Origin of the sequence: Streptomyces carpinensis, from assembly GCF_002154505.1 — a bacterium.
Taxonomy (GTDB): Bacteria; Actinomycetota; Actinomycetes; order Streptomycetales; family Streptomycetaceae; genus Streptomyces; species Streptomyces carpinensis.
The window spans coordinates 1-22,969 of record NZ_MUBM01000123.1; the positions used below are offsets into that span (position 1 = coordinate 1).

Sequence of the window (22,969 nt, forward strand, 5' to 3'; positions counted from 1 at the left end):
AGGAGTTCGGCCGCCTCGACCCGGGGCTGCAGGAGGTGTGCCGCCAGGGTGCCTCGATGAGCGCACTGGACTACCTGGGCGCCGTGGACGTGCGGATGGCTCTCGGGGTGCTGATGGGCCGCTTCCACCGAACCTACGACCTGCTGGTCACGCCGACGCTGCCGCGCACCGCGTTCGAGGCGGGCCACGAGGTCCCGCCGGGCAGCGACCTGACGAGGTGGACCGGCTGGACGCCGTTCACCTACCCGTTCAACCTGACCCAGCAGCCGGCGGCCACCGTGCCGTGCGGGGTGGCGTCGGACGGACTGCCGGTGGGCGTGCAACTGGTCGCGGCCCGGCACCGGGACGGCCTGGTGCTGCGGGCGTCGCACGCCCTGTTCGAGGCGCTGGCCGCCGAGGGCACCGTCTCCGCGGCGCCGGTGACGCCGCGCGGCTGAGCCGCAGCGGGTCGCCGTCCTCCACGCGCCGTGGTCGACGGCCGTACGAATGCCGTGGTCGAAGGCCGAACACCTGCGGCAGGACAACCGCCTTACGGACAAGGGGCGGTGGCCCCGGGAGGAACCCGGAGCCACCGCCCCTCGCGTCCGTCCCGGCTCAGGCCCGGCGGAAGACGAGCGACTCACCGATCACACCGGAGAGCCACAGGTCCTGTGCCGCCTCGGCCATGCGGTCCAGACCGTCGACGATGGTGGCGAAGATGGTGGCGGGCACGAAGCCGGTGTCCGGGTTGAGCAGCAGGTTGTTGCGCTCGTAGAAGACGGCGAGGTCCACGATCTGCTGCGCGCCCTGCGGCCGGCCGCCCTGGGCGTAACCGTGCGAGCTGGTGTTCAACTGCCACTGGGCGAAGGAGAAGTAGGCGACGTCGCCGGGGATCGGCGTGATCGTCGGGTTCTCCGTGCCCGGCTCCTGCGGTGCGAACGCCGGCACCAGCGTGTAGATCTCGTTGCGCGCGTACTTGCCGTGGAAGACGTCCTTGCCCAGCGGCAGGGCGTTCCACACCGCCTCGCAGGTGCGCGGCGCCCGGTCGTCCAGAAGCCGGGCCACGCAACTGACTCCGCGCTTCTCCAGCGAGATCTCGATGTGGCGGTCCATCTCTCCGCGCCCTCCGTTCCCCGGCCTCCCGGCCGGTGCGTCGCTCGGGTGGTGTGCTTGTGCGGTGGCTCGTCACCGGCACGGATGCCGGCCGGTGCCGGCGGTGCCGGTCGGTGGCGACGTCAGTCCATCGGCATCGCCAGGTAACGGGTTTCCAGGAACTCCTCGATGCCCACCCGGCCGCCCTCGCGGCCGAGCCCGGACTGCTTGACGCCGCCGAACGGGGCCGCGGGGTTGGACACGACTCCCTTGTTCAGCCCGATCATTCCGGTGTCCAGCCGCTCCGAGATCCGGAAGGCGCGCCGCAGGTTCTCCGTGAAGAGATAAGAAACGAGGCCGTACGGCGTGGCGTTGGCGGCCGCGACCACCTCGTCCTCGTCGGCGAAGGGGATGACCGGAGCCACGGGCCCGAAGATCTCCTCGTGCAGCAGGGCGGCGTCCCGGGGAACGTCGACGAGCACGGTGGGCGCGTAGAAGTAGCCGTCGCCTGCAGGGGATTCGGCACCGGTCAGCGCCTTGGCCCCGCCGTCGAGGGCCTGGCCGACCAGGTGGCGCACCTTGCCCCGGCCGTCCTCGTCGATCAGCGGCCCGACCTCCACGCCGGGCTCCGTGCCGCGCCCGACCCTCAGGCTGCCCAGGCGCTGCGCCAGGCGCCGGGCGAACTCGCCGGCCACGCTCTCGTGCGCGTAGAGGCGGTTGGCGGCCGTGCACGCCTCGCCGATGTTGCGCATCTTGGCCTGCACGGCTCCCTCGACGGCCGCGTCGAGGTCGGCGTCCTCGCAGACGATGAACGGCGCGTTGCCGCCGAGCTCCATCGACACCCGCAGGACCTGCTGCGCGCTCTGGGCGATCAGGAGCCGTCCGACCGCGGTGGAGCCGGTGAAGGAGACCTTGCGCAGCCTCCCGTCACGCATCAGGGGCTCGACCACCTCGCCCGGCCGGCTGCTCGTGACGACGTTGAGCACACCCTCGGGCAGTCCGGCCTCGGCCAGGACGCCCGCCAGCGCAAGCATGGACAGCGGCGTCTGCTCGGCCGGTTTGACGACCATGGTGCAGCCGGCGGCGACCGCGGGGCCGATCTTGCGGGTGCCCATCGCGAGCGGGAAGTTCCACGGTGTGATCAGCAGTGCGGGCCCGACCGGGCGGCGCATGACCAGCAGCCGGTCCCTGCCGTCCGGCGAGACGGCACAGCCGCCGTCGATGCGCACGGCCTCCTCCGCGAACCAGCGGAAGAACTCGGCGGCGTAGGCCACCTCGCCGCGCGCCTCCGCCAGCGGCTTGCCCATCTCCAGGGTCATCAGCAGGGCCAGGTCGTCGATCCGCGCGTGGATCAACTCGTAGGCGCGGCGCAGGATCTCGCCGCGCTCGCGCGGCGGATGGGCGGCCCACGACTCCTGGGCGTCGTGGGCGGCGGCCAGCGCGTCGAGGGCGTCCGCGGCGTCGGCGTCGGCCACGGTGCGCAGCGGCCGGGCCAGCGAGGGGTCCTCGACCTCGAAGACGGCTCCGGACGCGGCGGGCCGCCAACCGCCCCCGATGAAAAGCCCCGTGGGGACGGCGTCCACCACCGCCCGCTCGTGTTCGGCCTGTGTGGTCACTGCGTACCCCCAGTGCTGTGGGGACTCCCGTCCGGGCTTCCGGCTCGTCGGGTCGGACGGGGTCGTGGACAACGGGCGCCACCCATGCTTGCATGAATGTAGGTTGTTGACAATCCTACGATCAACGGCGTCCCGCGTGCGCCGCGGCCGTGCTGCGGGCCGCCCACAACGGCCACCTGTGTGCTCACCGCTCATCCCGAAGGAGCCGACATGAGCCAGCTCTCCCCCGTCCTGAAGCAGGCCACCCCTGTCCTGGCCGCCCGTGCCGAGGGCGTCCACGTGTACGACGAGGAGGGCCGCGCCCACCTCGACTTCACCGCCGGCATCGGCGTCACCAGCACCGGTCACTGCCACCCCCGGGTGGTCGAGGCCGCCCAGCGCCAGGTGGCCACGCTGGTGCACGGCCAGTACACGACGGTCATGCACCGGCCGCTGCTCACCCTCACCGAGCGGCTCGGCGAGGTGCTCCCCGAGGGCCTGGACTCGCTGTTCTTCGTCAACTCGGGCAGCGAGGCGGTCGAGGCCGCCATGCGGCTGGCCAGGCAGGCGACCGCCCGGCCCAACATCGTCGTCTTCCAGGGCTCCTTCCACGGCCGGACGATCGGCGCGGCGTCCCTGACCACGTCGGCGGCCAAGTTCCGCTCGGGTTTCGGCCCGCTGATGCCGGGTGTGGCGATCGCCCCGTTCCCCCACGCCTTCCACTACGGCTGGGACGAGGCGACCGCCACCGAGTTCGCGCTGCGCGAGCTGGACCAGCTCCTCGCGACCGTCTCCGCCCCGGCCGACACGGCGGCCTTCATCGTCGAACCCGTGCTCGGAGAAGGCGGATACGTGCCGGCCAACACGGCCTTCATGCAGGGACTGAGGGAGCGGGCGGACCGGCACGGCATCCTTCTGATCATCGACGAGGTGCAGACCGGGTTCGGCCGCACCGGCCGGTTCTGGGGTCACGACCACTTCGCCGTGCGCCCCGACATCGTGGTCACCGCCAAGGGCCTGGCGAGCGGCTTCCCCCTGTCCGCCATCGCCGCGCCCACCGAGCTGATGGAGAAGGCCTGGCCCGGCTCGCAGGGCGGCACCTACGGCGGCAACGCGGTGGCGTGCGCGGCGGCGATCGCCACGCTGGATGTCATCCAGGACGAGAAGCTGGTGGAGAACTCGGCCGCGCGGGGCGCGGAACTCATCTCAGGCCTGCGCGAGGTCGCCTCCCGGTACGCGGCGGGCGGCACCAGGCGGGTCGGCGATGTGCGCGGACTCGGGCTGATGGCCGGAACCGAGTTCGTCACGGCGGAGGGCCGCCCGGACGGCGAGACCGCCGCCCAGGTGCAGGCGGCCGCGGGACGGCACGGGCTGCTGCTGCTCACCTGCGGCGCCCAGGGTCAGGTCGTCCGCATGATCCCGCCGCTCGTGGTCACCGCCGAACAGGTGCGCGAGGGCCTGCGCCTGTGGTCCGAGGCGGTGGCCGAGGTCCTCGACTGAAGCGGACCGCCGCCGATCCGCCGCGGCAGGTCGGGAGCCGGGAGCCGGTGCCCGGCCTGCCGCTCGCCGCACCGGGGCCCGCCGCGGCTCCACCACGCGGCGGCGAGCGCGCCGCACTGGGCCGCCGAGCCTGCGATGCGGTTCGCCGGGCGGCGGCCCCTTCGGCGCCGGTTCGGCGCCGCGGGTGGGCGGCGAACGCCGTGTCACCCCTGCCGGGCCGCCCGTCGCAGGGCCAGGACCAGCGCGTTCACAGCCGGATCGGCTCCGCTGCCCGTCCGTGTGGCGATGGACACCGTACGGGTCAGCGCGAAGTTCTCCACCGGCCGCAGCGTCACGTCCGCGGCCAGTTGCTCCACGAGCAACGGCGGCACGAGCGAGACACCGAGTCCCGACTGCACGAAGGCGAGCACGACGGTGTAGTCGTCGCTGATGTAGTCGAGCCGCGGGGTGAAGCCCGCGCTGGCGCAGGCCCGCTCCAGCACCGTGCGCAGCGAGTCGTCCCGGCGCGGCGCGATCCAGTGCTCGTCCCGCAGTGCCTCCAGGGTGAGCGGTCCCTCGGCGCCCGCCCGCGGGTGGCGGCTCGGCAGGGCCAGCAACAGCGGCTCCTGGAGAACGGCCCGGAGTTCGACACCCGACTGCGGCAGCCGGGGCAGCAGGTTGTACTCGTACACCAGAGCGATGTCGATGCGGCGCATGCGCAGGTCGACCAGGCTCTGCGCCGGCTCCTGCTCGCTCAGTGCCACGTTCAGGTCCGGGTGGTAGGCCCGGCAGGCGGCGATGGCCGGCGCGGCCACGCCGCTCGCGGCACTCGGAAAGGCCGCCAGCCGCACCGTGCCCTGCACCCGGTGGTCGAGCGCGGACACGTCCGCCCGGGCCCTCTCCAACTGGGCCAGAATGATCTCGGTGTGCGCCACCAGCACTTTCGCCGCCTCCGTCAGCAGCAGCCGCCGGCCGTCGCGGACGAACAGCGGGGTGCGCGCCTCCCGTTCGAGCAACGCGAGCTGCTGCGAGACCGCCGACGGGGTGAGCGCACAGGCCTCGGCGGCGGCCGCGACCGTACCGTGCGCGGCCAGCTCCCTGAGCAACCTGAGCCGCCGTACTTCGAACATGTAGGAACACTAACGGCAGCCGCAGGAAAATCTTGCTGGTCCTGAGAACGGGGCTGACCTCACACTGGCGCTCGTGACCACACAATCGCTGCCGGTGGAAGCCGGTGTCGCGGCAGCCCTGGGGCGCCTCGTCTGCCGCGAACGCGCAAGCGGGTGGGGGGCGTTGCCCGAGGCGATCCGTGCGAGGGCCCACGCGGTGGTGCTCGCCGGCCCGGAGAGCACCACCGACGGACGCGGCACCGGACCGGACCGCGCCCGGGTCGGGCGCCACGCGCGGCCGTACCGCACCGAGGGCGGTGCCGGCTTCGGCTTCCGCCATCCGCGGGCACTGACCGGCGCGCCCGCCCTGCCCTGGTTCTGACGGCCACCGCCCGCGCGCCGGCCGATCCGTCCCCCGCCCGCCCCGACGATGTCACATCGTTCCTTCTGGACCAGGAGTTGTCTTGGACATCACCGTTCTCGGCGGTCCCGCTCCGCAGCGCGGTGTCGGAGTCGTCGCTCCGTTCGACTTCGCCCTGGACCGGGAGCTGTGGCGGTGGGTGCCCGACGACGTCTCGCTCCATCTGACGCGCACGCCGTACGTTCCGGTCGAGGTCTCCCCGGACATGGCCAGGCTCGTCAGCGAGCATCGGACCCTGCGGGACGCGATGCTGACCCTGAGCGCCGTCGGCCCCGAGGCGGTGGCCTACGCCTGCACGTCCGGCAGCTTCATCGACGGCATCACCGGCGAGCGGTCCATGTGCGAGGCTATGCGGCAGGTGGTGCCGATCCCCGCGATCACCACCTCCGGGGCGCTGCTCGATGCGCTGGCGGAGTTCGGCGCCCGCAGGGTCGCCGTCATCACCCCCTACACCAAGTCGCTCACCGACGCGCTGGAGGCATACCTGGCCGAGGGCGGCGTGACGGTGACCGGGCGCGAGTACCTGGGTCTGACCGGGGAGATCTGGCGCGTGCCGTACCAGGCGGTGCTGGACATGGCACGCGGGGGCGTGGCCGCGGGCGCCGACGCCCTGTTCATCAGCTGCACCAACCTGCCCACGTACGACGTGATCCCACAGCTGGAGGCCGAGCTGCGGATCCCGGTCCTGTCTGCGAACCAGGTGACGGTCTGGGCCGCTCTGCACAGCATCGGCGTTCCGGCGGTCGGCCCTTACCAGGCGCTCCTCGACCCGGCGGCGCGATCGGCGCTGTCGGGCCCGGCGGGTTCGCCCACGCCGTCGCCGGCTCCCCTCGGAAGCGAGCCGCAGGCGATCCTCCGCCGCGAGGGCGAGGGCTCCGACACGCCCCTGGTGTGACGCCCGGCGCCGTGGAGCGCCTGTAGCGGCCGGCGCCGGCGCGCGAGCCCCCGCCCGGCGGCCGATCACGTGCCGGGGCCAGGAGGGGACCGGAGGAACCCGGCCCCGTCGACGGCACTGGGAACCGGCGAAAGCTCCACGCCGGGTCACCGCAGCGGCACGGTCACCTCACCCGTTCCCTCGGCGCTCGCACCGCCGGCCACGCGTACCGTGAACGGCCGGTCGGTGCCTTCCGCGGTGACGGCCAGGAGGTCGCCCTCGCGCCGGACGCGGAAGACGGCCGCCGGGGCACCGGTCGGGTCGGGCACACCGACCCGGGTGGTGTACCCGGCCGAGTCCGACGGGTGGACGAGCAGGGTCGGGCGGTCCAGCCAGTCCCCGTCGGGCCGCCGTTCGTCGGCGGCCAGCGGCAGGACGGCGCCCTCGCGGACGTAGAGCGGAAGGCTGTCGTAGCCGTGCCGTTCGGTGCGCCACACCGGGCCGGTGACCTGCTCGCCGCTGAGGAGATGGGTCCAGGTGCCCTCGGGGAGGTAGACCTCCACCTCGCCGTCCTCGCTGAAGACCGGGGCGACGAGGAGGTCGGGGCCCAGCATGTACTGGCGGTCGAGCGGGCGGCACGCCGGGTCGTGCGGGAACTCGAGGATCATGGGCCGCATCACCGGAACGCCGGTGCGGTGGGCCTCGACGGCGGCACCGAACAGATACGGCATGAGACGGTGCTTGAGCCGGGTGAACCGCCGGGCGACGTCGACGGCTTCGTCACCGAACTCCCACGGCACCCGGTAGGAGGTCGAACCGTGCAGGCGGCTGTGGGACGACAGCAGACCGAAGGCCAGCCAGCGCTTGAAGACGGCCGGGTCGGGTGTGCCCTCGAAGCCGCCGATGTCGTGGCTCCAGAAGCCGAAGCCGCTCAGGGACAGGGACAGGCCGCCCCTGAGTGACTCGGCCATGGCCTCGAAGGACGACCAGCAGTCGCCGCCCCAGTGCACGGGGTACTGTTGGCCGCCCGCGGTCGCGGAACGGGCGAAGAGCACGGCCTCGCCCTGGCCGCGCTCCTTCTCGAGGAGCTCGAACACGGTCTGGTTGTACAGGTGCGCGTAGTAGTTGTGCATCCGCTCCGGGTCGGAGCCGTCATGCCAGACGACGTCGGTGGGGACACGCTCGCCGAAGTCCGTCTTGAAGCAGTCCACACCCTGGTCGAGCAGCGGCTTCAGCTTGGACTGGAACCAGGCCCGGGCGTCGGGGCTGGTGAAGTCGACCAGCCCCATACCGGCCTGCCACAGGTCCCACTGCCACACGTCGCCGTTCGGGCGGCGCACCAGGTGCCCGAGCGCGGCGGCCTCGTCGAACAGCGGGGACTTCTGCGCGATGTACGGGTTGATCCACGCGCTGATCCTCAGTCCCTTGGCCTTGAGCCGGGCGAGCATCCCCTCGGGGTCGGGGAAGACCTCGGGGTCCCATTCGAAGTCGCACCACTGGTACTCGCGCATCCAGAAGCAGTCGAAGTGGAAGACCGACAGCGGGATCCCGCGCTCGGTCATGCCGTCGACGAACGACATGACCGTCCGCTCGTCGTAGTCGGTGGTGAAGGAGGTGGTCAGCCACAGCCCGAAGGACCACGCGGGCGGCAGGGCCGGACGGCCGGTGAGGGCGGTGTAGCGGGTGAGGACGTCCTTGGGAGCGGGACCGGCGACGACGTAGTACTCCATCGTCTGGTCCTCGACGCTGAACTGCACCTGTCCGACGGACTCGGAGCCGACCTCGAAGGAGACCGCGCCGGGGTGGTTGACGAAGACGCCGTAGCCGCGCGAGGACAGGTAGAAGGGGATGTTCTTGTAGGCCTGCTCGCTGCTGGTGCCGCCGTCCGCCTGCCAGATGTCGACCACCTGGCCGTTCTTCACGAACGGCGTGAAGCGCTCGCCGAGGCCGTAGACCTGCTCGCCGACGCCCAGCGCGAGCTGGGCGAGGACGTGGTGCGCGCCGTCGTCGGTGGTGGCGAAGGCGGTGCCCTTGCGGCCGGACCGGGTCAGCTCGCGTCCGTCCGCGTCGTGGAAGGTCAGGCTCCAGGGGGCGGCCCGGTCCAGGCGCAGGGTCAGCGGGCCGCTGACCAGCTCGGTGACGGTGCCGTCGGTTCGCACCTCGCCCGCGCCGCCCGGCTCGGCCGCGAGGGCGAAGTCCGGGCCGGGGCGCCGACGGCCGGCGTGATGCGTGATCCGCACACCGATGACGCCCTCGGCGGGTGAGAAGCAGTCGACCGTGATCAGCGGCGCGTTGAGCGTGTCCCCTCTGCGCGTCACCTTCTGTACGGCGGCCCAGGTGGTGAAGCGCTTCGATTCGGGGCGCAGATCGCGCACCTCGGTGGCGTACGCGAGCTGGACGCCGTCGCGGATGCGCCAGAACCCGTTGGTGAACTTCATGGTTGTCCTCGGGGGGAGCGGGCTGTTCGGCGGGGACCTCGGAGGCTGTCACCCGGATTTTGATCGTACACAAAACAAATAGCCACCGCAGAGGTGCTGCGCCGCCCTGACCCACCTGACCAGCAACTTTTTCAATGATGACACCGAGTGCCACTCCGCGCTGTACGTGAACCGACACAGGTTCGGGACTAGCGCGACGCCAGCGATTGCCGTATTAGTCATCACAGCAAACAAAGGCACCGGCGAGACCGCCGGGCGATACGACAGCAAGGGCCGCAAGCATGTCGAAGCGCTTCAACGCCATCCGGCTCAGGTTCACGTCATGGACCGTCGGCCGGCAAGGACGGGATCCCGCTGCCCCGCGCCGGAGGCGCTCCCGCAGGGCCGTGGCACCGCTCGCCACCGTCTCCGTCCTGGTCGCCGGGACGGCCCTGACCGGATGCGGGCAGCAGCGCGACGGCGACGTCTACACGGTGCTGAACTCCTCGACCGACGACTCCTACCACCGCTGGGACGCTCAGGCGATGGCCCGATGCAGCAAGCAACTCGGTGTCACCATCGAGCAGCAGAGCGTCCCGGCCGCCCAGGTGATGACGAAGGCGCTCCGCATGGCGTCGTCGAAGTCGCTGCCCGACATCGTGCAGTTCGACGCCTCCGAGATGCCGACGTTCGCCGAGGCCGGCGGTCTGGTCGACCTCAGGACACTCGGCCTGGGCACCGACGACATCCCCCAGGGCATCGTCAACTTCGGCTCCTACAAGGGGACGTACTACGGGGCGGCCCGCTCGGTGAACACGCTCGCGCTGTTCTACAACAAGGACATCCTCGCCCAGGCGGGCCTGAAGGTCCCCGCCACCTGGGACGAGCTGCGCGAGACCGCGCGGAAGCTCACTCACGGCAAGCGGTACGGGCTGGCGCTCAGCGCGGGCGGTGCCGAGGACGGCGTCTTCCAGTTCACGCCGTTCATGTGGTCCAACGGCGGCGACGAGAGGCAGCTCGACGGACCGCGGGTCGTCGAGGCCCTGGACTTCTGGAAGTCCCTGCTCAAGGACGGCTCGCTGTCCAAGTCGACGGTCAGCTGGACACAGGCGGACGTCAACGACCAGTTCATGGCGGGCAACGCGGCCATGATGATCAACGGCCCGTGGCAGGTCGAGACACTGAACACCAAGAAGTCGCTGCACTGGGGCATCGCACGGATCCCCGTGCCGAAGACCGGCGACAAGTCCGTGGGCCCCCTCGGCGGCGCGGTGCTCACCGTTCCCAACACCGGGGACAGGGCGCGGGAGAAGACGGCCGGGCGGATCGTCGCCTGCCTGGCCGGCCAGAAGGAGCAGCTGACCTACGCGCTCAACAGCTGGATGGTCCCGGCCGACGAGAAGGCCGCCGCGGTGTGGCGCGAGCGGGTGCCCGAACTGGACGCGCTGGCCGACCAGGTGGCCGCGGCCCGCTCCCGTACGGCCGAGGTCGGCGCCGGATGGTCGAGCGTGTCGCTCGCCCTGCAGAGCGCCTTCCAGTCGGCCCTGACCGGCGAGTCCAGCAAGGCCGCCCTGACGCGCGCCCAGCAGCGTGCCACGAGTGGGAACTGAGGTACGCGTACATGACCATGTCCACCGTCACCGTCCCGGCGCCCTCCGCGGCGCAGAAGGCCGCCGGCGCCCCGGATCCGCGAAGGCTCAGGCTGCGGCGCCGCCTCGCGCAGTGGGGGTTCGTCGCCCCCGCGGTCGTCTTCATGCTGCTGTTCTTCGGCTACCCGCTCGTCCGCAACATCGTGATGAGCTTCCAGCACTACACGCCGAAGACCTTCTTCACGGGCGAGGCCCCCTTCAACGGCGTCGACAACTGGTCGAACGTCTTCCAGGACGCCCTGTTCGGCAAGGCGCTGTGGCACACCCTGGTGTTCACCGCCGGATCGCTGGTCGGGCAGTTCTGCATCGGCCTCGCACTCGCGGTGTTCTTCAACCGGAGGTTCCCCCTCAACGGCGTCCTGCGCTCGTTGATCCTGCTGCCCTGGCTGGTGCCCATGGTGGTGTCCGGCGTCGTGTGGCGGCGCATCCTCGACCAGGACACGGGCGTGCTGAACTCGTTCCTGGACACCCTCGGCCTGGGCGGCCACACCCCGTGGCTCACCAGCCCCGGCATGGCCCTGCTGTCGGTGATCCTGGTCAACATCTGGATCGGCATCCCGTTCAACATGGTCATCCTCTACGGCGGTCTGCAGGAGATCCCCAAGGAGCTCCACGAGGCGGCGGCCCTGGACGGCGCCTCCGCGTGGCGGACCTTCCGCTCCATCACCCTGCCCACGCTCAAGCCGGTGATCACGGTTGTCCTCGTCCTCGGCTTCATGTCGACGGTGAAGATCCTCGACCTGATCCTCGCCCTCACCGACGGCGGCCCCGCCGACGCCACCCAGACCCTCGGCACGCTCACCTACCAGAACTCGTTCGTGCAGCTGGACTTCGGGGCGGGCGCCGTCGTCGGCAACGTACTCATCCTGGTCTCCGCGGTGTTCGCGGTGTTCTACCTGCGGGCCAACCGCACCGAGGGGAAGTGACGTCCATGGCCTCGCCCACGCCCACGCCCACGACATCCAGGCGCCGCTGGGGTTCCACCATCGCCGGCGTGCTCATCCTGTGCGTGATGCTCTTCCCTCTGTACTGGATGCTCAACACGGCACTCCAGCCGGCGTCGGGTCTGCTCCAGGTCGACCCGGTCCCGGGCAGCCTGGACCTGTCCGGCTTCTCCAAGGCCCTCAGCGACCAGGGCGGTCACCTGCTGACCTCACTGGCCGTCTCGCTCGGCGCGGTCGTCATCTGCCTGGCGTTCTCGGCACCCGCCGCCTACGGGCTGGCCCGGTTCGGGCTGCGCGGCTCGCGGACGGTCGTGTTCGGCACGCTGATCACCCAGATGGTGCCGGGCATCGTCATCGCCAACGCGCTGTACAACACCTACGTCGACCTGGGCCTGGTCAACTCCTACTTCGGCCTGATGCTGGCGGACGCCTCGCTCGGCATCCCGTTCTCCATCGTGCTGATGCGGTCCTTCATGGTCTCGATCCCGGGCGAGGTGATCGAGGCGGCGCAGATGGACGGTGCCGGGCCGGTGCGGACGTTCGTGCGGGTCGTGCTGCCGATGAGCCGCAACTCACTGATCACCTCGGGCCTGTTCGCCTTCCTGTTCTCGTGGAGCGACTTCATGTTCGCTCTCACCCTGAACACCACCGACGACGTCAAGCCGGTCACGCTGGGCATCTACCAGTACATCGGTGCGCACGTCGGCGACTGGGGGTCGGTGATGGCCGCGTCCGTCCTGTCCGCGGTACCGGCGGCGATCCTGCTCGTGCTCGCCCAGAAGTACATCGCCGCGGGCATCACCGGCGGTTCCGTCAAGTGACCGACCCGCATGCCGGGAGCGAGACGGTGTTCGCCGCACAGCGCGGCCGGCGCTGAGCGGGGCGCTGGGTCAGGCGCTCGGGCCGTCGGTCGGTACCGACGGCCCGAGCCGGGCCCCTACAACCCCGGGCCGACGCCGCCGCGCTCACCTCCCGGCGCGCTCCGCGTACGCCGCCGGATCGGCGAGGACCTCCCTCACGACGACACCGGCGGCGCCCCGTGCCGCGTCACCCAGCGGTGAGGCCGCGCGCAGGCGGCTCCGGTCCTCGCTCCACAACCCCGACACCACCCTGCGCGCGAGTTCCCGGTCGACAGCCGGAGCGAGCCACTGGACCAGCTGCCGGTAGACACCGCCGAGCATCACCGCGTCCGGATCGAAGAGGTTCACCGCGCCCGACAGCGCCACGCCCAGCTGCCGCCCGGCCCCTTCCAGCACGGCCAGCGCGGCCCCGTCCCCGCGCTGCGCCCGTCGCCGGAGCTCGGCGACGCCCGGCACATCCGTGTCCGTGTCGATGCCCGCCGCCTCCAGCAGGGCGGCCTGCCCCGCGTACTGCTCCAGACAGCCCCGGGCGCCGCACCGGCACAGCGGCCCCTCCGGGTCGACCACCACGTGCCCGATCTCGCCCGCGAAGCCGTGTGCACCGCGCAGCAGCTCCCCGTTCAGGACCAGGGCGCCGCCGATGCCGATCTCACCGGACACGTAGAGAAAACTCCGCACTCCCTCGGTTCCGGCGCCGTACCACAGCTCCGCGAGCGCGGCGGCATTGGCCTCGTTGTCGGAGCTGACCGGCAGCGCCGGCCGGGCGGGCCGCAGCGCCGACAGCGCCTGGGCGAAGAGTCCCTCGACGGCGACCCGCTTCCAGCCGAGATTGGGGGCCTGGCGGACGGTCCCCCCGGAGACCAGGCCCGGCACCGCGACACGGGCGCCGGCCGGCTGGAGTCCCTGCTCGGCGGCCGACCCGAGCGCCCGGGCGGCCAGCCGCGCCGCGCGTGTCAGCACCTGCGAAGGCTGCACCCCGCGGTTGTCGACGTGCTCCACCAGCCGGACGCGATCGGTGCCGGAGAGATCGACGACGCACACGGCGACGTAGTCGACGTTGATGTCCACGCCCAGCCCCGCCGGACCTGTACGGGCCACTTCCAGGACCGTGCCGGGGCGCCCGGCCTGGCCGCTGCTCGTCTTGCCCGACTCGGTGACGAAGCCGTACTCCAGCAGCTGCTCGACGAGGGACGACACCGCTGCCCGGGTCAGACCGACCCGCGTGGCTATCCCGGCCCTGGTCACCTCGCCCGCGTCGTGCACCGTCCGCAGGACCAGGCTGAGGTTGTGCCGTCTGACGGTGAGCTTGTCGGCCTTCGGGCCCAGCGGAGTCGCGTTGTTCTTCATCGTGCTGCCGAGCCTAGCCCCGGCCTGACCGGCCCAGACGTGGCCGGCGGGCATTCCCGCGGGCCGTCCGAGCCCGCGGCCGCGGGACGGGGTGGGTGAGCACGGGACACGGCGGGCATCACCAGGGTGTGGCACGTGCCCCGTCCGTGCCGTGCGAGAGCAGGGCCGAGCCGAGACCGAGGCGCGGGTTCGTGGCACACCTGCCACACCTGGCTGCGACAAGGTGAGGTGAAGCGCCCATGGCCACCCTCGACATCCGCGACCTGCGTTGTTCGGTCCTCACCGACACCGGCCCACGCGAGATCCTGCACGGCGTCGACCTGACCGTGAGCCAGGGCGAGACCCACGCCATCATGGGCCCCAACGGCTCCGGCAAGACCACGCTCGCCTACGCGCTCGCCGGGCACCCCAAGTACCTGATCACCTCGGGGACGGTCACCCTGGACGGCGAGGACGTGCTGGCGATGAAGGTCGACGAACGGGCCCGCGCCGGGATGTTCCTCGCCATGCAGTACCCCGTCGAGGTCCCCGGCGTGACCATGTCCAACTTCCTGCGTTCGGCCTCCACCGCCGTCCGGGGCGAGGCACCCAGGCTGCGTACGTGGGTGAAGGAGGTCCGCGAGGCCATGGAACGGCTGCAGATCGACCCCGCCTTCGCCGAGCGCAACGTGAACGAGGGCTTCTCCGGCGGTGAGAAGAAACGGCACGAGATCCTTCAGCTCGAGCTGCTCAAACCGAAGATCGCCATCCTCGACGAGACCGACTCCGGCTTGGACGTCGACGCGCTGCGCGTCGTCTCGGCGGGCGTCAACCGCGTGCGAGCCACCGGAGAGGTGGCCACCCTGCTGATCACCCACTACACACGCATCCTGCGCTACGTCCGCCCGGACTACGTGCACGTCTTCGCCGACGGCCGCATAGCGGACTCCGGCGGCCCCGAACTCGCCGACCGGCTCGAGGAGGAGGGCTACGAGGCGTACGTGAAGCAGAGCACGCCGGATTGACCGGCCCGCCTCACGTGTCGGGCACGGAGGTGATCAGCACGGTGGTCGTCGAAAGGATCGTCCGCAGATCACTCAGTTCGACATCCACGGCAAGACGTGAACCGAGTCGCGCGGGATCGCCCGGTCGGCTGTCCGTGATCTGGGCGACGGGCGCCCTGGGAACGGGACCGCACAGGCCCGCGGGGTCACTGGGGTCCCCGGTCGTGAAGCGGCCGTCGCCCAGGTCGTCCAGTCCGTCGCGCACCAGGGCGCTCCGGATGAGCAGGTCCTCCGTCTCCGGGCGGCTGCTGCGGAAGACCACGGCCAGGGCGTACTGGCCCGGTCGGGGTGAGCGTGCGTGACGTAGTGGACGTCCCTCGCGTCCGGCGGCAGCCGGATTCCGGCGTGTTCGAGAGCGGACTTGAGTTGTTCAGAAGGACAACGACGTCAGAAGACAGTGCGAGCCGTCACGGGACCCACGGTGAAGAGGCCCGAGCAGGTACGCAGCGATGCGGGAACGAGGATCGCCTTGGTGGACGCCGGCGGGTAGATCCGCAGGTACGTCCCGGTCGGGTTGCAGGGCCCGCCGACGGGACCGTTCGCGGTGCGGACGACAGCGGTGACCGTCCGTCCGGGTGCGACCTTGATCGTGCCGTACTTCTCCCCCGTCCGGGAGGCGGCGGGACCTATCTGCCCGTGGGAGGTGTTCAGCACGCTCACACCGGGGTAGCCGCGCAGCGCGCACGTGCTGGTGCTCGTGTTGGTCATCTGGACCGGCCAGTACAGTGAACCGGCCGCCGCGTCCTTGCGCCCCATGGACGGATAGAGGTCACCGGTCGTGCAGGTCCGCACAGTGCCGGCCGCGTCGGCCCGCACCGCTCCCCAGGTGACACCCGCGCCGGCCAGCACGGCGACGGTGCCCAATGCGGCCATGTGCTTCGAGAAGTGGTTCATGATGTGCACTCCCATCTCGGCGAATGGGGTGAGTGAATCCGTCGGGTAAGACACGCCCGCCTGAACGATGGTTGTACGGCCGACCGCTCGTCGTCGTGGATGGTCGGGGTCTCCCGCGGTGGTCCTGGATCGTCCGCCTTCGCCGCCCTGCCGACCATCGTGGTGCAGGACGTGCTCCAGCGGCAGTCGCGGCCCGGCCGTAAGCCGGCGCGCAGCGGTTGTGCGGTCGCGAGGAGAGCCCCCGGGCGGACGGAGGACGGCAGGCCGAGAGGGTCGAACGTTCAAGCCGTTCTAACGGTGCGCCCCGCCGGTCCGGAATCGCTCCCGGGCACGAGCCGCCGGCCCGGGTTCAGCCCTTGACGCTTCCCTGGGTCAGGCCCGAGCGCCAGTAGCGCTGGAGCACGAGCATCGCCGCGGCGAGCGGCAGGATGGAGACGAACGCCCCGCCCACCGTGAGCTGATACAGCTCGGGGTGCCGGTCGGCCGCCGACTGCCATGTGGTCAGGCCCAGGGTGATGGGGTACTTGGTGTCGTCGGAGAGCATCACCAACGGCAGGAAGTAGTTGTTCCAGATTCCGACGAACTGGAAGAGGAAGACGGTCACCAGCGCGGGCGTCATCATGCGCAGGACGACGGTGGAGAAGATCCGCCACTCCCCCGCCCCGTCCACGCGCGCCGCCTCCAGCACCTCGACCGGCACCGCCGCCTCCGCGTAGATCCGGCACAGGTACACCCCGAACGGGCTGACCATGCTCGGGATCAGCACCGCCCACTGGGTGTTGGCCAGGCCCATCTTGCTGAACAGCAGGTACATGGGCAGCGCGAGCGCGGTGCTGGGCAGCAGCACACCCGCGAGCACGGCCTTGAACACGGCCTCCCGCCCGCGGAAACGGTAGACGGCGAGCGCGAACCCCGCCACGCCCGCGAGCAGCGTCGCCAGCGCGCCGCCCACGCCGGCGTACAGGATGCTGTTGAAGGTCCACTTCCAGAAGATGCCGCCGTCGTAGGAGAAGACCTGCGAGAGGTTGTGCAGCCAGTGCGGGTCGGAGAACCACAGCCCGAAGCTGCCGAACAGCTTGCCCGTGCTCTTGGTGGAGGCCACCACGAGCCAGTACACGGGCAGCAGGAAGTAGAGCGCCGCGATGGTGAGGAACGCGACCAGCAGGATCCTCGAGGGTGTGATTCCCCTGTGCGACGCGCCCGCACGGCCCCTGCCGACGGCCCGGGGGGTGGCGGTGGAGCCGGCCACGCTCTCGTCGATGCCCGGTGCGGACACGCTCACCGTTCACTCCTTCCCTTGCGGTTGACCAGGCTGAGGAAGCCGAACGAGAGCACGCTCGCCACCAGGGCGAGGATCACCGACTCGGCCGCCGCGAGGTAGATGTTGTTGTTGGCGAACGCCTCGTTGTAGGCGCTCAGGTTCGGTGTGTACGAGGTGGTGATCGTCGAGGTGAGCGGCTTGAGCACCAGGGGCTCCGCGAACAGCTGCAGCGTGCCGATGATGGAGAAGACGCCGGTGAGCACGAGCGCGGGACGGGCCAGCGGGAGCTTGACGCGCAGCGCGGTCTGCCAGGCGTTCGCCCCGTCGATGCGGGCCGCCTCGTACAGCTCCTGCGGGATCGCCTTGAGCTGGGCGATGATCACCAGCATGTTGTATCCGGCGAACTCCCAGATCACGACGTTGGCGACGGACCACAGCACGCTGTTGTAGCCGAGGAAGTCGGGGTGCAGGCCGACCCTGCCCAGCAGGTCGAGGATGGGGCTGACGCCCGGGACGTACAGAAAGCCCCACAGGATCGAGGCGATGACGCCGGGCACGCCGTACGGCAGGAAGTACGCGGCGCGCAGGAAGGAGGCCCAGCGGCTGGAGAGGGTGTCGAGCACCAGCGCCAGCACCGTGGACAGCAGCAGCATCACGGGGATCTGGACCACGGCGAAGAGCAGCACCCGCCCGAAGCTGTCGAGGAAGTCCTGCTGCTTCAGGGCGAGGGTGTAGTTGCTCAGCCCTGCGAAGCCGATGTGTGCCGCGCCCAGGCCGAGGGGCCCGGAGCGGATCGGTTTGAGCAGGCTCTCGTAGATCGCGTAGCCGATGGGCAGGACGAAGGTGAACAGGAAGAGGGCGACGAAGGGCAGCAGGAACCCCCACGCGGCGCGGTCCGGACGTGCGGACCGCTGCCGCCCGCCCGCGCCCGCCCCGGAGCCCCTCCCCTGGCCGGTCACGCCGTGGGCCGTGTCGTCGATGGTGCCACCGGTCGTGTCCTTGATCGTGCCGCTCATCGCGCGCTCCTCGCCTTCAGGCCCTTGGCCAGCAGGTCTTGCACGGCCCGCTTCTGGGCGTCGGCGAGGGACGAGACGAGGCCGCCCTGCCCGGCGACGGCGGCGCCGAAATCGTTCTGGAGGTGGCCGAAATCCGCGTCGGAGGTGGGTGACCACTTCCAGGAGGTGTCGACGGCCCGGTCGGACGCGGCGAAGACGTCGTTGTACCGCTGTCCGCCGAAGAACGGGTCGGGCTTGTCGAGCGCGGAGCCGCGGAAGGCGTCGGCGGCGGCGGGCCAGCCGTACCCGGCGGCCACATTCAGGTCGATGGCCTGCCGGTCGGTGTTGACCCAGTGGGCGAACTGCAGCGCCTCGCGCGGATGGCGGCTGCCCTGCAGGATCGCGGTGGACGATCCGCCCCAGTTGGCGGAGGCGTTCTCGCCCGCTTTCCACTGCGGCAGCGGAGCGACCCGCCATTTGCCCGACGTGTTGGGGGCGTTGCCGCGCAGCAGCGCGTCACCCCACTGCGGTCCGACCCAGGCGACGATGCGTCCGGTCTGGAGCTGTGCGTACCAGGCGCTGGACATGTCGGGTTCGACGATGACGAGATCGTCGCGGATCAGCTTCGCCCAGAAGTCGGCGACCTCATGGGAGAGGTCGTCGTTCATGTCGATGATCCAGGTGTCGCCCTCGGTGCGGACCCACCGTGCGCCGTGCTGCCAGCACATCGCGGCGAACCAGGCCGGCTGGGTGGGTGCGAAGGCGCACAGCCGGGCTCCGTCGCCACGCGCCCGGACGACGCGGGCGGCCTGCTCGAACTCCGCCCAGGTGGTGGGTACGTCGATGCCCCACTCGGCGAACAGGTCGGCGCGGTAGAACAGCCCCATCGGCCCGGATGCCTGCGGAACCGTGTAGACGCGGCCGCCGAAGACGCCCTGGTTCCACTGCCAGGGCACGTAGCTGCCGCGCAGCGCGTCGGCGCCGTAGGCGCTCAGGTCGGTCAGGCCGTTGACCAGCATGAAGGCGGGCAGTTCGTAGTACTCCACCTGTGCCAGGTCCGGCGCGTCCCCGGCCGTCAGCGCGGAGTACATCTTCTGGTAGCCGCCCAGGACGTTGGCGGGGATGATCTGCAGGTCGACCTGGATGTCGGGATGCGTGCGGTTCCACAGGTCGACGGTCTTCTGCATCGGCACCCACGTCCAGAAGACGAGTTTCACCTTGTGGCCGGGGCGCGTGGGCGCTTGCTTCGTCGTGCGGGAGGCGCCGACGGCCTGGCCGCAGGCCGTCAGCGCCGGCGCGGCCGTCAGTGCCGCCGCCGCGCCGGTGCCCCACCGCAGAAGCGACCTTCGGGTCGGTCTCGAGGTCTCCATGTGTGTCCCTTGCTTCACGGCTTGGTCAGTACGGCTGTTCCGGCACCCGGCACCATGATCAGGTCCGAGGGGGCCGTCCCGTGCGCGAGGAGGTCGGTCATCGGCTCCGGCAGGCTGATCCGGGCCGGCTCGGGACCGTGGTTGAGGAGGAAGACGAATCGCCCGCCGGAGCCCTCCCGGACGGTCGCCTGGATCTGCGCGGGAAGCCCGGGAAGCACCGGGCCGACGCCTGCGGTGCGGCACACCTCGTCCGTCAGCGCGCGCATGGCCTGGGGCTCCAGGCGCGTGGCGACGTACCACGCGCTGCCCGCGCCGCACCGGTTGCGGGTGACGGCCGGCTGCCCCGCCAGGGGTCCGGAATCGAACACGGCCGCCGTCTGCGCCCCTTCGAGCACGACCGCCTCCGACCACAGGTCGGCGTGCGCGACCGTTCCGTCCTGGAGCCGCACCCGCACCCTGCCGGCCTCGGGCAGCGGCCAGAACTCCTCGACGCGCACGCCCAGGGCCTCGCGCAGCGGAGCGGGATATCCGCCCAGGTGCACGCGGTCGCAGTCGTCGACGATGCCGGAGAAGAACGAGACGAGCAGGTGCCCGCCGTCGCGCACGTAGTCGGTCAGCCGCCGGGCGTCCGGCTCGCGCAGCAGGTAGAGATTGGGCACGACGACGAGGCGGTAGCCGGACAGGTCACGGTCGGGCGGTACGACGTCACAGGTGATGCCGGCCTCGAACAGCGGCCGGTAGTGCGCGAGGTTGATCTCCATCTGGTCCAGCGCCGTCGACGGGTGTGAGTCGAGCTCCAGCGCCCACCAGCTGTTCCAGTCCATGACCAGGGCGACGTCGGCGGTGCAGCGTGATCCGGCGATCTGCGGCACCTGGGCCAGCTCCCGCCCCAGCTCGCGTACCTCCTGGAACGTACGGGTCCCGGTACCGCCGTGCGGGACCATCGCCGAGTGGAACTTCTCGGCCCCGCCCCGGGACTGGCGCCACTGGAAGTACAGCACCGCGTCCGCCCCCTGGGCCACCGCCTGCCAGCTCCACAGCCGCATCCGACCGGGCGGCTTGGGGCCGTTGCGGTCACGCCAGTTGACCGCGCCGGGCGCCTGCTCCATGAGCATCCACGGCTCGCCGCCGCGGGCGGAGCGGGTGACGTCGAAGGCGAAGCCGGCCGCGATGTGGGCGTCGTCGCTGTGCGGGTCCTGGTAGACGTCGACCGAGACGACGTCCTCCTCGGCTGCCCAGCGGAAGGAGTCGACCGGCTTGTGCACGCCGATGAAGTTGGTGGTCACCGGGACGTCGGGGGTGATCCGGCGCAGCACCTCCTTCTCCGCGAGGTAGCACCGCAGCAGCGCGTCGTCGCTGAAGCGGGCGAAGTCCAGCTGCTGGGCGGGGTTGGGGAAGGTCGGTGCCAGGCGCGGCGGCAGCACCTCCGCGAAGGCGTCGTAGCGCTGCGACCAGAACGCCGTCGACCAGGCGTCGTTGAGCGCCTCGACGGTGCCGTAGCGGTCGCGGAGCCAGCGCCGGAAGTCGGTGGCGGACTCCTCGCACCAGCACATGGGGGTGTGGCAGCCGTACTCGTTGCCGATGTGCCACATCTCCAGGGCGGGATGATCGGCGTACCGGGTGGCGAGCCGCTCGACGAGGCGCGTGGCATACCTGCGGTACACAGGGCTGGAGGGGCAGTAGTGCTGTCGGCCGCCGGGCCACATCAGCCGGCCGTCGGCCGTCCGCGGAAGGACCTCGGGGTGCAGCCGGGTGAGCCAGGGGGGCGGCGAGGCGGTCATGGTCGCCAGGCAGACGGCGACCCCGGCGCCCGCGAGGTTGTCCATCACCCCGTCGAACCAGGCGAAGTCGTACTCGCCCGGTCTCGGTTCGACCTTGGCCCACGAGAAGATGCCGGCCGTCACCATGGTGACGCCCGCCTCCTTCATCAGGGCGACGTCCTCGGCCCACACCTCCTCCGGCCACTGCTCAGGGTTGTAGTCGCCGCCGAAGGCGATGCCGGCCGGGCGCAGATGCCGCCGGGAGTCGATTGCTACCGCGTCAGTGAGTCGCACGCCGGTCAGTTTCGGAGCGACGGCGCACCGCGTCAAGATATTTGCATAATTAATTGATAGCCTCGGAGAGAGCACGGTGGTGTGGCCAGCGGTACGGGGCCCGGTCCCGCGCAGGAGCGGTCCCGCACGGACCGATCCTGCGCGGAAACGGAGAACGTGATGACGGTGCCCACACCGGCGGAGGCCTGTACGGCCATGCCGTGGAGGAGATCGGGCAGCAGGCCCGGCGCGGTCACGAACCGTCGGCGTGGACCGCGTAGACGTACCGCTTGCCGGCGTACTCGCTGAGGTTCCAGATCACGGACTCGCTGTAGGCCCAGCCGGACGCGCCACTGCTGTGGTAGCTGAGGTCCTCGCAGCCGATGGCGAGGTCGCAGACGGTGGTCGCGGTCGAGCCGCCGGAGGTGAAGGTGCGCAGCGCGCCCTTGGTGGACGGGCCGGCGCTCGTGGAGAGGTAGTGCTTGCTGTTGCGGGAGACGACGCCCTGGATCTTCTGCTGGGCGACGGTGACGGCCTCCGACGCGGTGAGCGAGGCCGGCTGCCGGTCGGTGTAGTCGAGGTTCCAGCGGACCACCTTGGGCGTGGTCGTACCGGGGCCGGTTCCGTTGAAGGCGCCGTCCGTGTAGTCGACGGTGCCGGACAGGGAGTACTCGCTCACCACGAAGCTGTCGGGCGTACTGGCACGGTCCAGACCGATGGTGGTGTAGCGCAGGTAGGTCCCCGCGTTGTCGTAGGCGTGGCTCTGCGGCAGCACGTACCTGTACCCGTACCCGTAGTACGACCCGTCGGTGTGCAGACCGCACACGTCCGCCTCGCCGGTGGCGACCTCGAAGAGGGTGCTCAGGTCGAAGACCCTCAACCCCTTGTAGGTGTCGACGACGTAGAGCAGGTCGCCGTACCACATGATGCCGCCGGCGTGCTTGCGGATGGGGTTGAAGGAGTACTCCCCGGTGCCGGTCCTGACCGGCTCGACCAGCAGGACGTGCCGGTACGTCGGCGTGGAGGCGGTGGTGTTGTCGACGAACGTCAGCCGCAGGCCCTTGTCGAGCGGGTACTCGTCGTCGCCGTCGCCGTCGGGGTCGGACTCGAAGTACCAGGAGACGAGGACGACCCGGTTGTTGCCGCCGGCCGGGTAGAGCCCGTCGCCGTAGGCGTCGGCGCTGGTCGTGACGCCCTGCGGGATCCAGTAGTCGACGGCCTGGTCGCCGCTGTCCCAGGCGAATCCGGTCGCGAAGGCCTCGACGGTGCCGGGGGCGCTGGTGAGGTGGGTGGCGTTGCGGTTGGTGTCGGCGATGACGGTCGTAGCGTCCACCTTGGTCAGCTTTGCCGCCAGGCCGGCGGTCAGATCGGCGAACTCGCCGTAGCCGTTTGCGGATCGGCTGGTGAGGGTGAACTGCCCCGCGGCGATGGTGGCCGCCTCGGCGACGGCGGGAGACACCAGGCCGCCCACGGCTGAGACGAGCGGCGCGGCGGCCAGGCCCCTGAGGACCGTCCTTCGTGTCATGGTCATGAAAACGAAAGCTATGCGCACCTGATCGCGCGGCACAAGCCGGGCCGCGACACGCCCCTCGCACGCGCCTGCCGAG

The 22,969-nt window shown here is 70.9% G+C and carries 20 protein-coding genes; 8 read left to right on the forward strand and 12 right to left on the reverse strand.

Annotation, left to right across the window (positions count from 1 at the left end):
- Positions 1–437 (forward strand): amidase family protein (locus BZY54_RS17410; RefSeq protein WP_244217202.1); only part of this gene is annotated, 437 nt, incomplete at its 5' end.
- A gap of 157 nt (positions 438–594) precedes the next feature.
- Here BZY54_RS17410 and BZY54_RS17415 read toward each other — a convergent pair.
- Entirely contained in the window at positions 595–1,092 is a 498-nt protein-coding gene (locus tag BZY54_RS17415; protein WP_086726117.1) for a DUF3830 family protein, read from the reverse strand.
- Positions 1,093–1,214: 122 nt separating this feature from the next.
- Positions 1,215–2,687: an NAD-dependent succinate-semialdehyde dehydrogenase gene (locus tag BZY54_RS17420; RefSeq protein ID WP_425276289.1), complete on the reverse strand. Its 1,473-nt coding sequence runs from the start codon at positions 2,685–2,687 to the stop codon at positions 1,215–1,217.
- A 210-nt stretch (positions 2,688–2,897) separates the two neighbouring features.
- Between BZY54_RS17420 and BZY54_RS17425 the strand changes: the two genes are divergently transcribed.
- Positions 2,898–4,166, forward strand: a complete 1,269-nt coding sequence (locus BZY54_RS17425; RefSeq protein WP_086726118.1) for an aspartate aminotransferase family protein — start codon at positions 2,898–2,900, stop codon at positions 4,164–4,166.
- 203 nt (positions 4,167–4,369) lie between these two features.
- Here the strand turns inward: BZY54_RS17425 and BZY54_RS17430 are convergent, their stop codons facing one another.
- Positions 4,370–5,275 (reverse strand): LysR family transcriptional regulator, encoded by a 906-nt coding sequence (locus BZY54_RS17430; protein WP_086726119.1) that lies wholly within the window; start codon positions 5,273–5,275, stop codon positions 4,370–4,372.
- 73 nt (positions 5,276–5,348) lie between these two features.
- Here BZY54_RS17430 and BZY54_RS17435 point away from each other — a divergent pair, with 73 nt between their 5' ends.
- Both BZY54_RS17435 and BZY54_RS17440 read left to right on the forward strand, forming a co-directional pair.
- Positions 5,349–5,636, forward strand: coding sequence for a hypothetical protein (locus BZY54_RS17435; RefSeq protein ID WP_143668069.1), 288 nt, complete (start codon positions 5,349–5,351; stop codon positions 5,634–5,636).
- 82 nt (positions 5,637–5,718) lie between these two features.
- Positions 5,719–6,570, forward strand: coding sequence for a maleate cis-trans isomerase family protein (locus BZY54_RS17440; RefSeq protein WP_086726121.1), 852 nt, complete (start codon positions 5,719–5,721; stop codon positions 6,568–6,570).
- Between the two features lie 146 nt (positions 6,571–6,716).
- On the opposite strand, the gene yicI is transcribed toward BZY54_RS17440, so the two are convergent.
- On the reverse strand, positions 6,717–8,987 hold the full coding sequence (yicI, locus tag BZY54_RS17445) for an alpha-xylosidase (RefSeq protein WP_086726122.1): 2,271 nt from the start codon (positions 8,985–8,987) through the stop codon (positions 6,717–6,719).
- Between the two features lie 281 nt (positions 8,988–9,268).
- Between yicI and BZY54_RS17450 the strand changes: the two genes are divergently transcribed.
- The 3 genes from BZY54_RS17450 to BZY54_RS17460 are packed head-to-tail and all read left to right on the forward strand — an operon-like array spanning position 9,269 to position 12,380.
- Positions 9,269–10,576: an ABC transporter substrate-binding protein gene (locus tag BZY54_RS17450; RefSeq protein WP_086726123.1), complete on the forward strand. Its 1,308-nt coding sequence runs from the start codon at positions 9,269–9,271 to the stop codon at positions 10,574–10,576.
- 11 nt (positions 10,577–10,587) lie between these two features.
- Positions 10,588–11,541 carry a carbohydrate ABC transporter permease gene (locus BZY54_RS17455; RefSeq protein ID WP_086726124.1) on the forward strand — a complete coding sequence of 318 codons (954 nt, stop codon included), beginning with the start codon at positions 10,588–10,590 and terminating at the stop codon, positions 11,539–11,541.
- Between the two features lie 5 nt (positions 11,542–11,546).
- Positions 11,547–12,380, forward strand: coding sequence for a carbohydrate ABC transporter permease (locus tag BZY54_RS17460; protein WP_086726125.1), 834 nt, complete (start codon positions 11,547–11,549; stop codon positions 12,378–12,380).
- Between the two features lie 144 nt (positions 12,381–12,524).
- On the opposite strand, the gene BZY54_RS17465 is transcribed toward BZY54_RS17460, so the two are convergent.
- A complete protein-coding gene (locus BZY54_RS17465) occupies positions 12,525–13,766 on the reverse strand; it encodes an ROK family transcriptional regulator (protein WP_086726143.1) in 1,242 nt (413 codons plus the stop codon).
- Between the two features lie 239 nt (positions 13,767–14,005).
- On the opposite strand from BZY54_RS17465, the gene sufC reads away from it, so the two are divergent.
- Positions 14,006–14,770, forward strand: a complete 765-nt coding sequence (gene sufC, locus BZY54_RS17470) for a Fe-S cluster assembly ATPase SufC (RefSeq protein ID WP_086726126.1) — start codon at positions 14,006–14,008, stop codon at positions 14,768–14,770.
- Positions 14,771–14,780: 10 nt separating this feature from the next.
- On the opposite strand, the gene BZY54_RS17475 is transcribed toward sufC, so the two are convergent.
- From BZY54_RS17475 to BZY54_RS17505, 7 genes are all read right to left on the reverse strand, one after another.
- Positions 14,781–15,071 (reverse strand): hypothetical protein, encoded by a 291-nt coding sequence (locus BZY54_RS17475; protein WP_086726127.1) that lies wholly within the window; start codon positions 15,069–15,071, stop codon positions 14,781–14,783.
- A 125-nt stretch (positions 15,072–15,196) separates the two neighbouring features.
- On the reverse strand, positions 15,197–15,703 hold the full coding sequence (locus BZY54_RS17480) for a DUF4232 domain-containing protein (protein ID WP_158103880.1): 507 nt from the start codon (positions 15,701–15,703) through the stop codon (positions 15,197–15,199).
- A gap of 349 nt (positions 15,704–16,052) precedes the next feature.
- Positions 16,053–16,886: a carbohydrate ABC transporter permease gene (locus BZY54_RS17485; protein WP_244217204.1), complete on the reverse strand. Its 834-nt coding sequence runs from the start codon at positions 16,884–16,886 to the stop codon at positions 16,053–16,055.
- Between the two features lie 95 nt (positions 16,887–16,981).
- Positions 16,982–17,980: a carbohydrate ABC transporter permease gene (locus BZY54_RS17490; RefSeq protein WP_086726129.1), complete on the reverse strand. Its 999-nt coding sequence runs from the start codon at positions 17,978–17,980 to the stop codon at positions 16,982–16,984.
- Positions 17,977–19,329 carry an ABC transporter substrate-binding protein gene (locus BZY54_RS17495; protein ID WP_086726130.1) on the reverse strand — a complete coding sequence of 451 codons (1,353 nt, stop codon included), beginning with the start codon at positions 19,327–19,329 and terminating at the stop codon, positions 17,977–17,979. Before BZY54_RS17495 ends, BZY54_RS17490 begins: the two co-directional genes overlap by 4 nt.
- Positions 19,330–19,343: 14 nt before the next feature.
- Positions 19,344–21,383: a beta-galactosidase gene (locus tag BZY54_RS17500; protein WP_086726131.1), complete on the reverse strand. Its 2,040-nt coding sequence runs from the start codon at positions 21,381–21,383 to the stop codon at positions 19,344–19,346.
- A 232-nt stretch (positions 21,384–21,615) separates the two neighbouring features.
- A complete protein-coding gene (locus tag BZY54_RS17505; protein WP_086726132.1) occupies positions 21,616–22,893 on the reverse strand; it encodes a hypothetical protein in 1,278 nt (425 codons plus the stop codon).
- Positions 22,894–22,969: the final 76 nt, after the last annotated feature.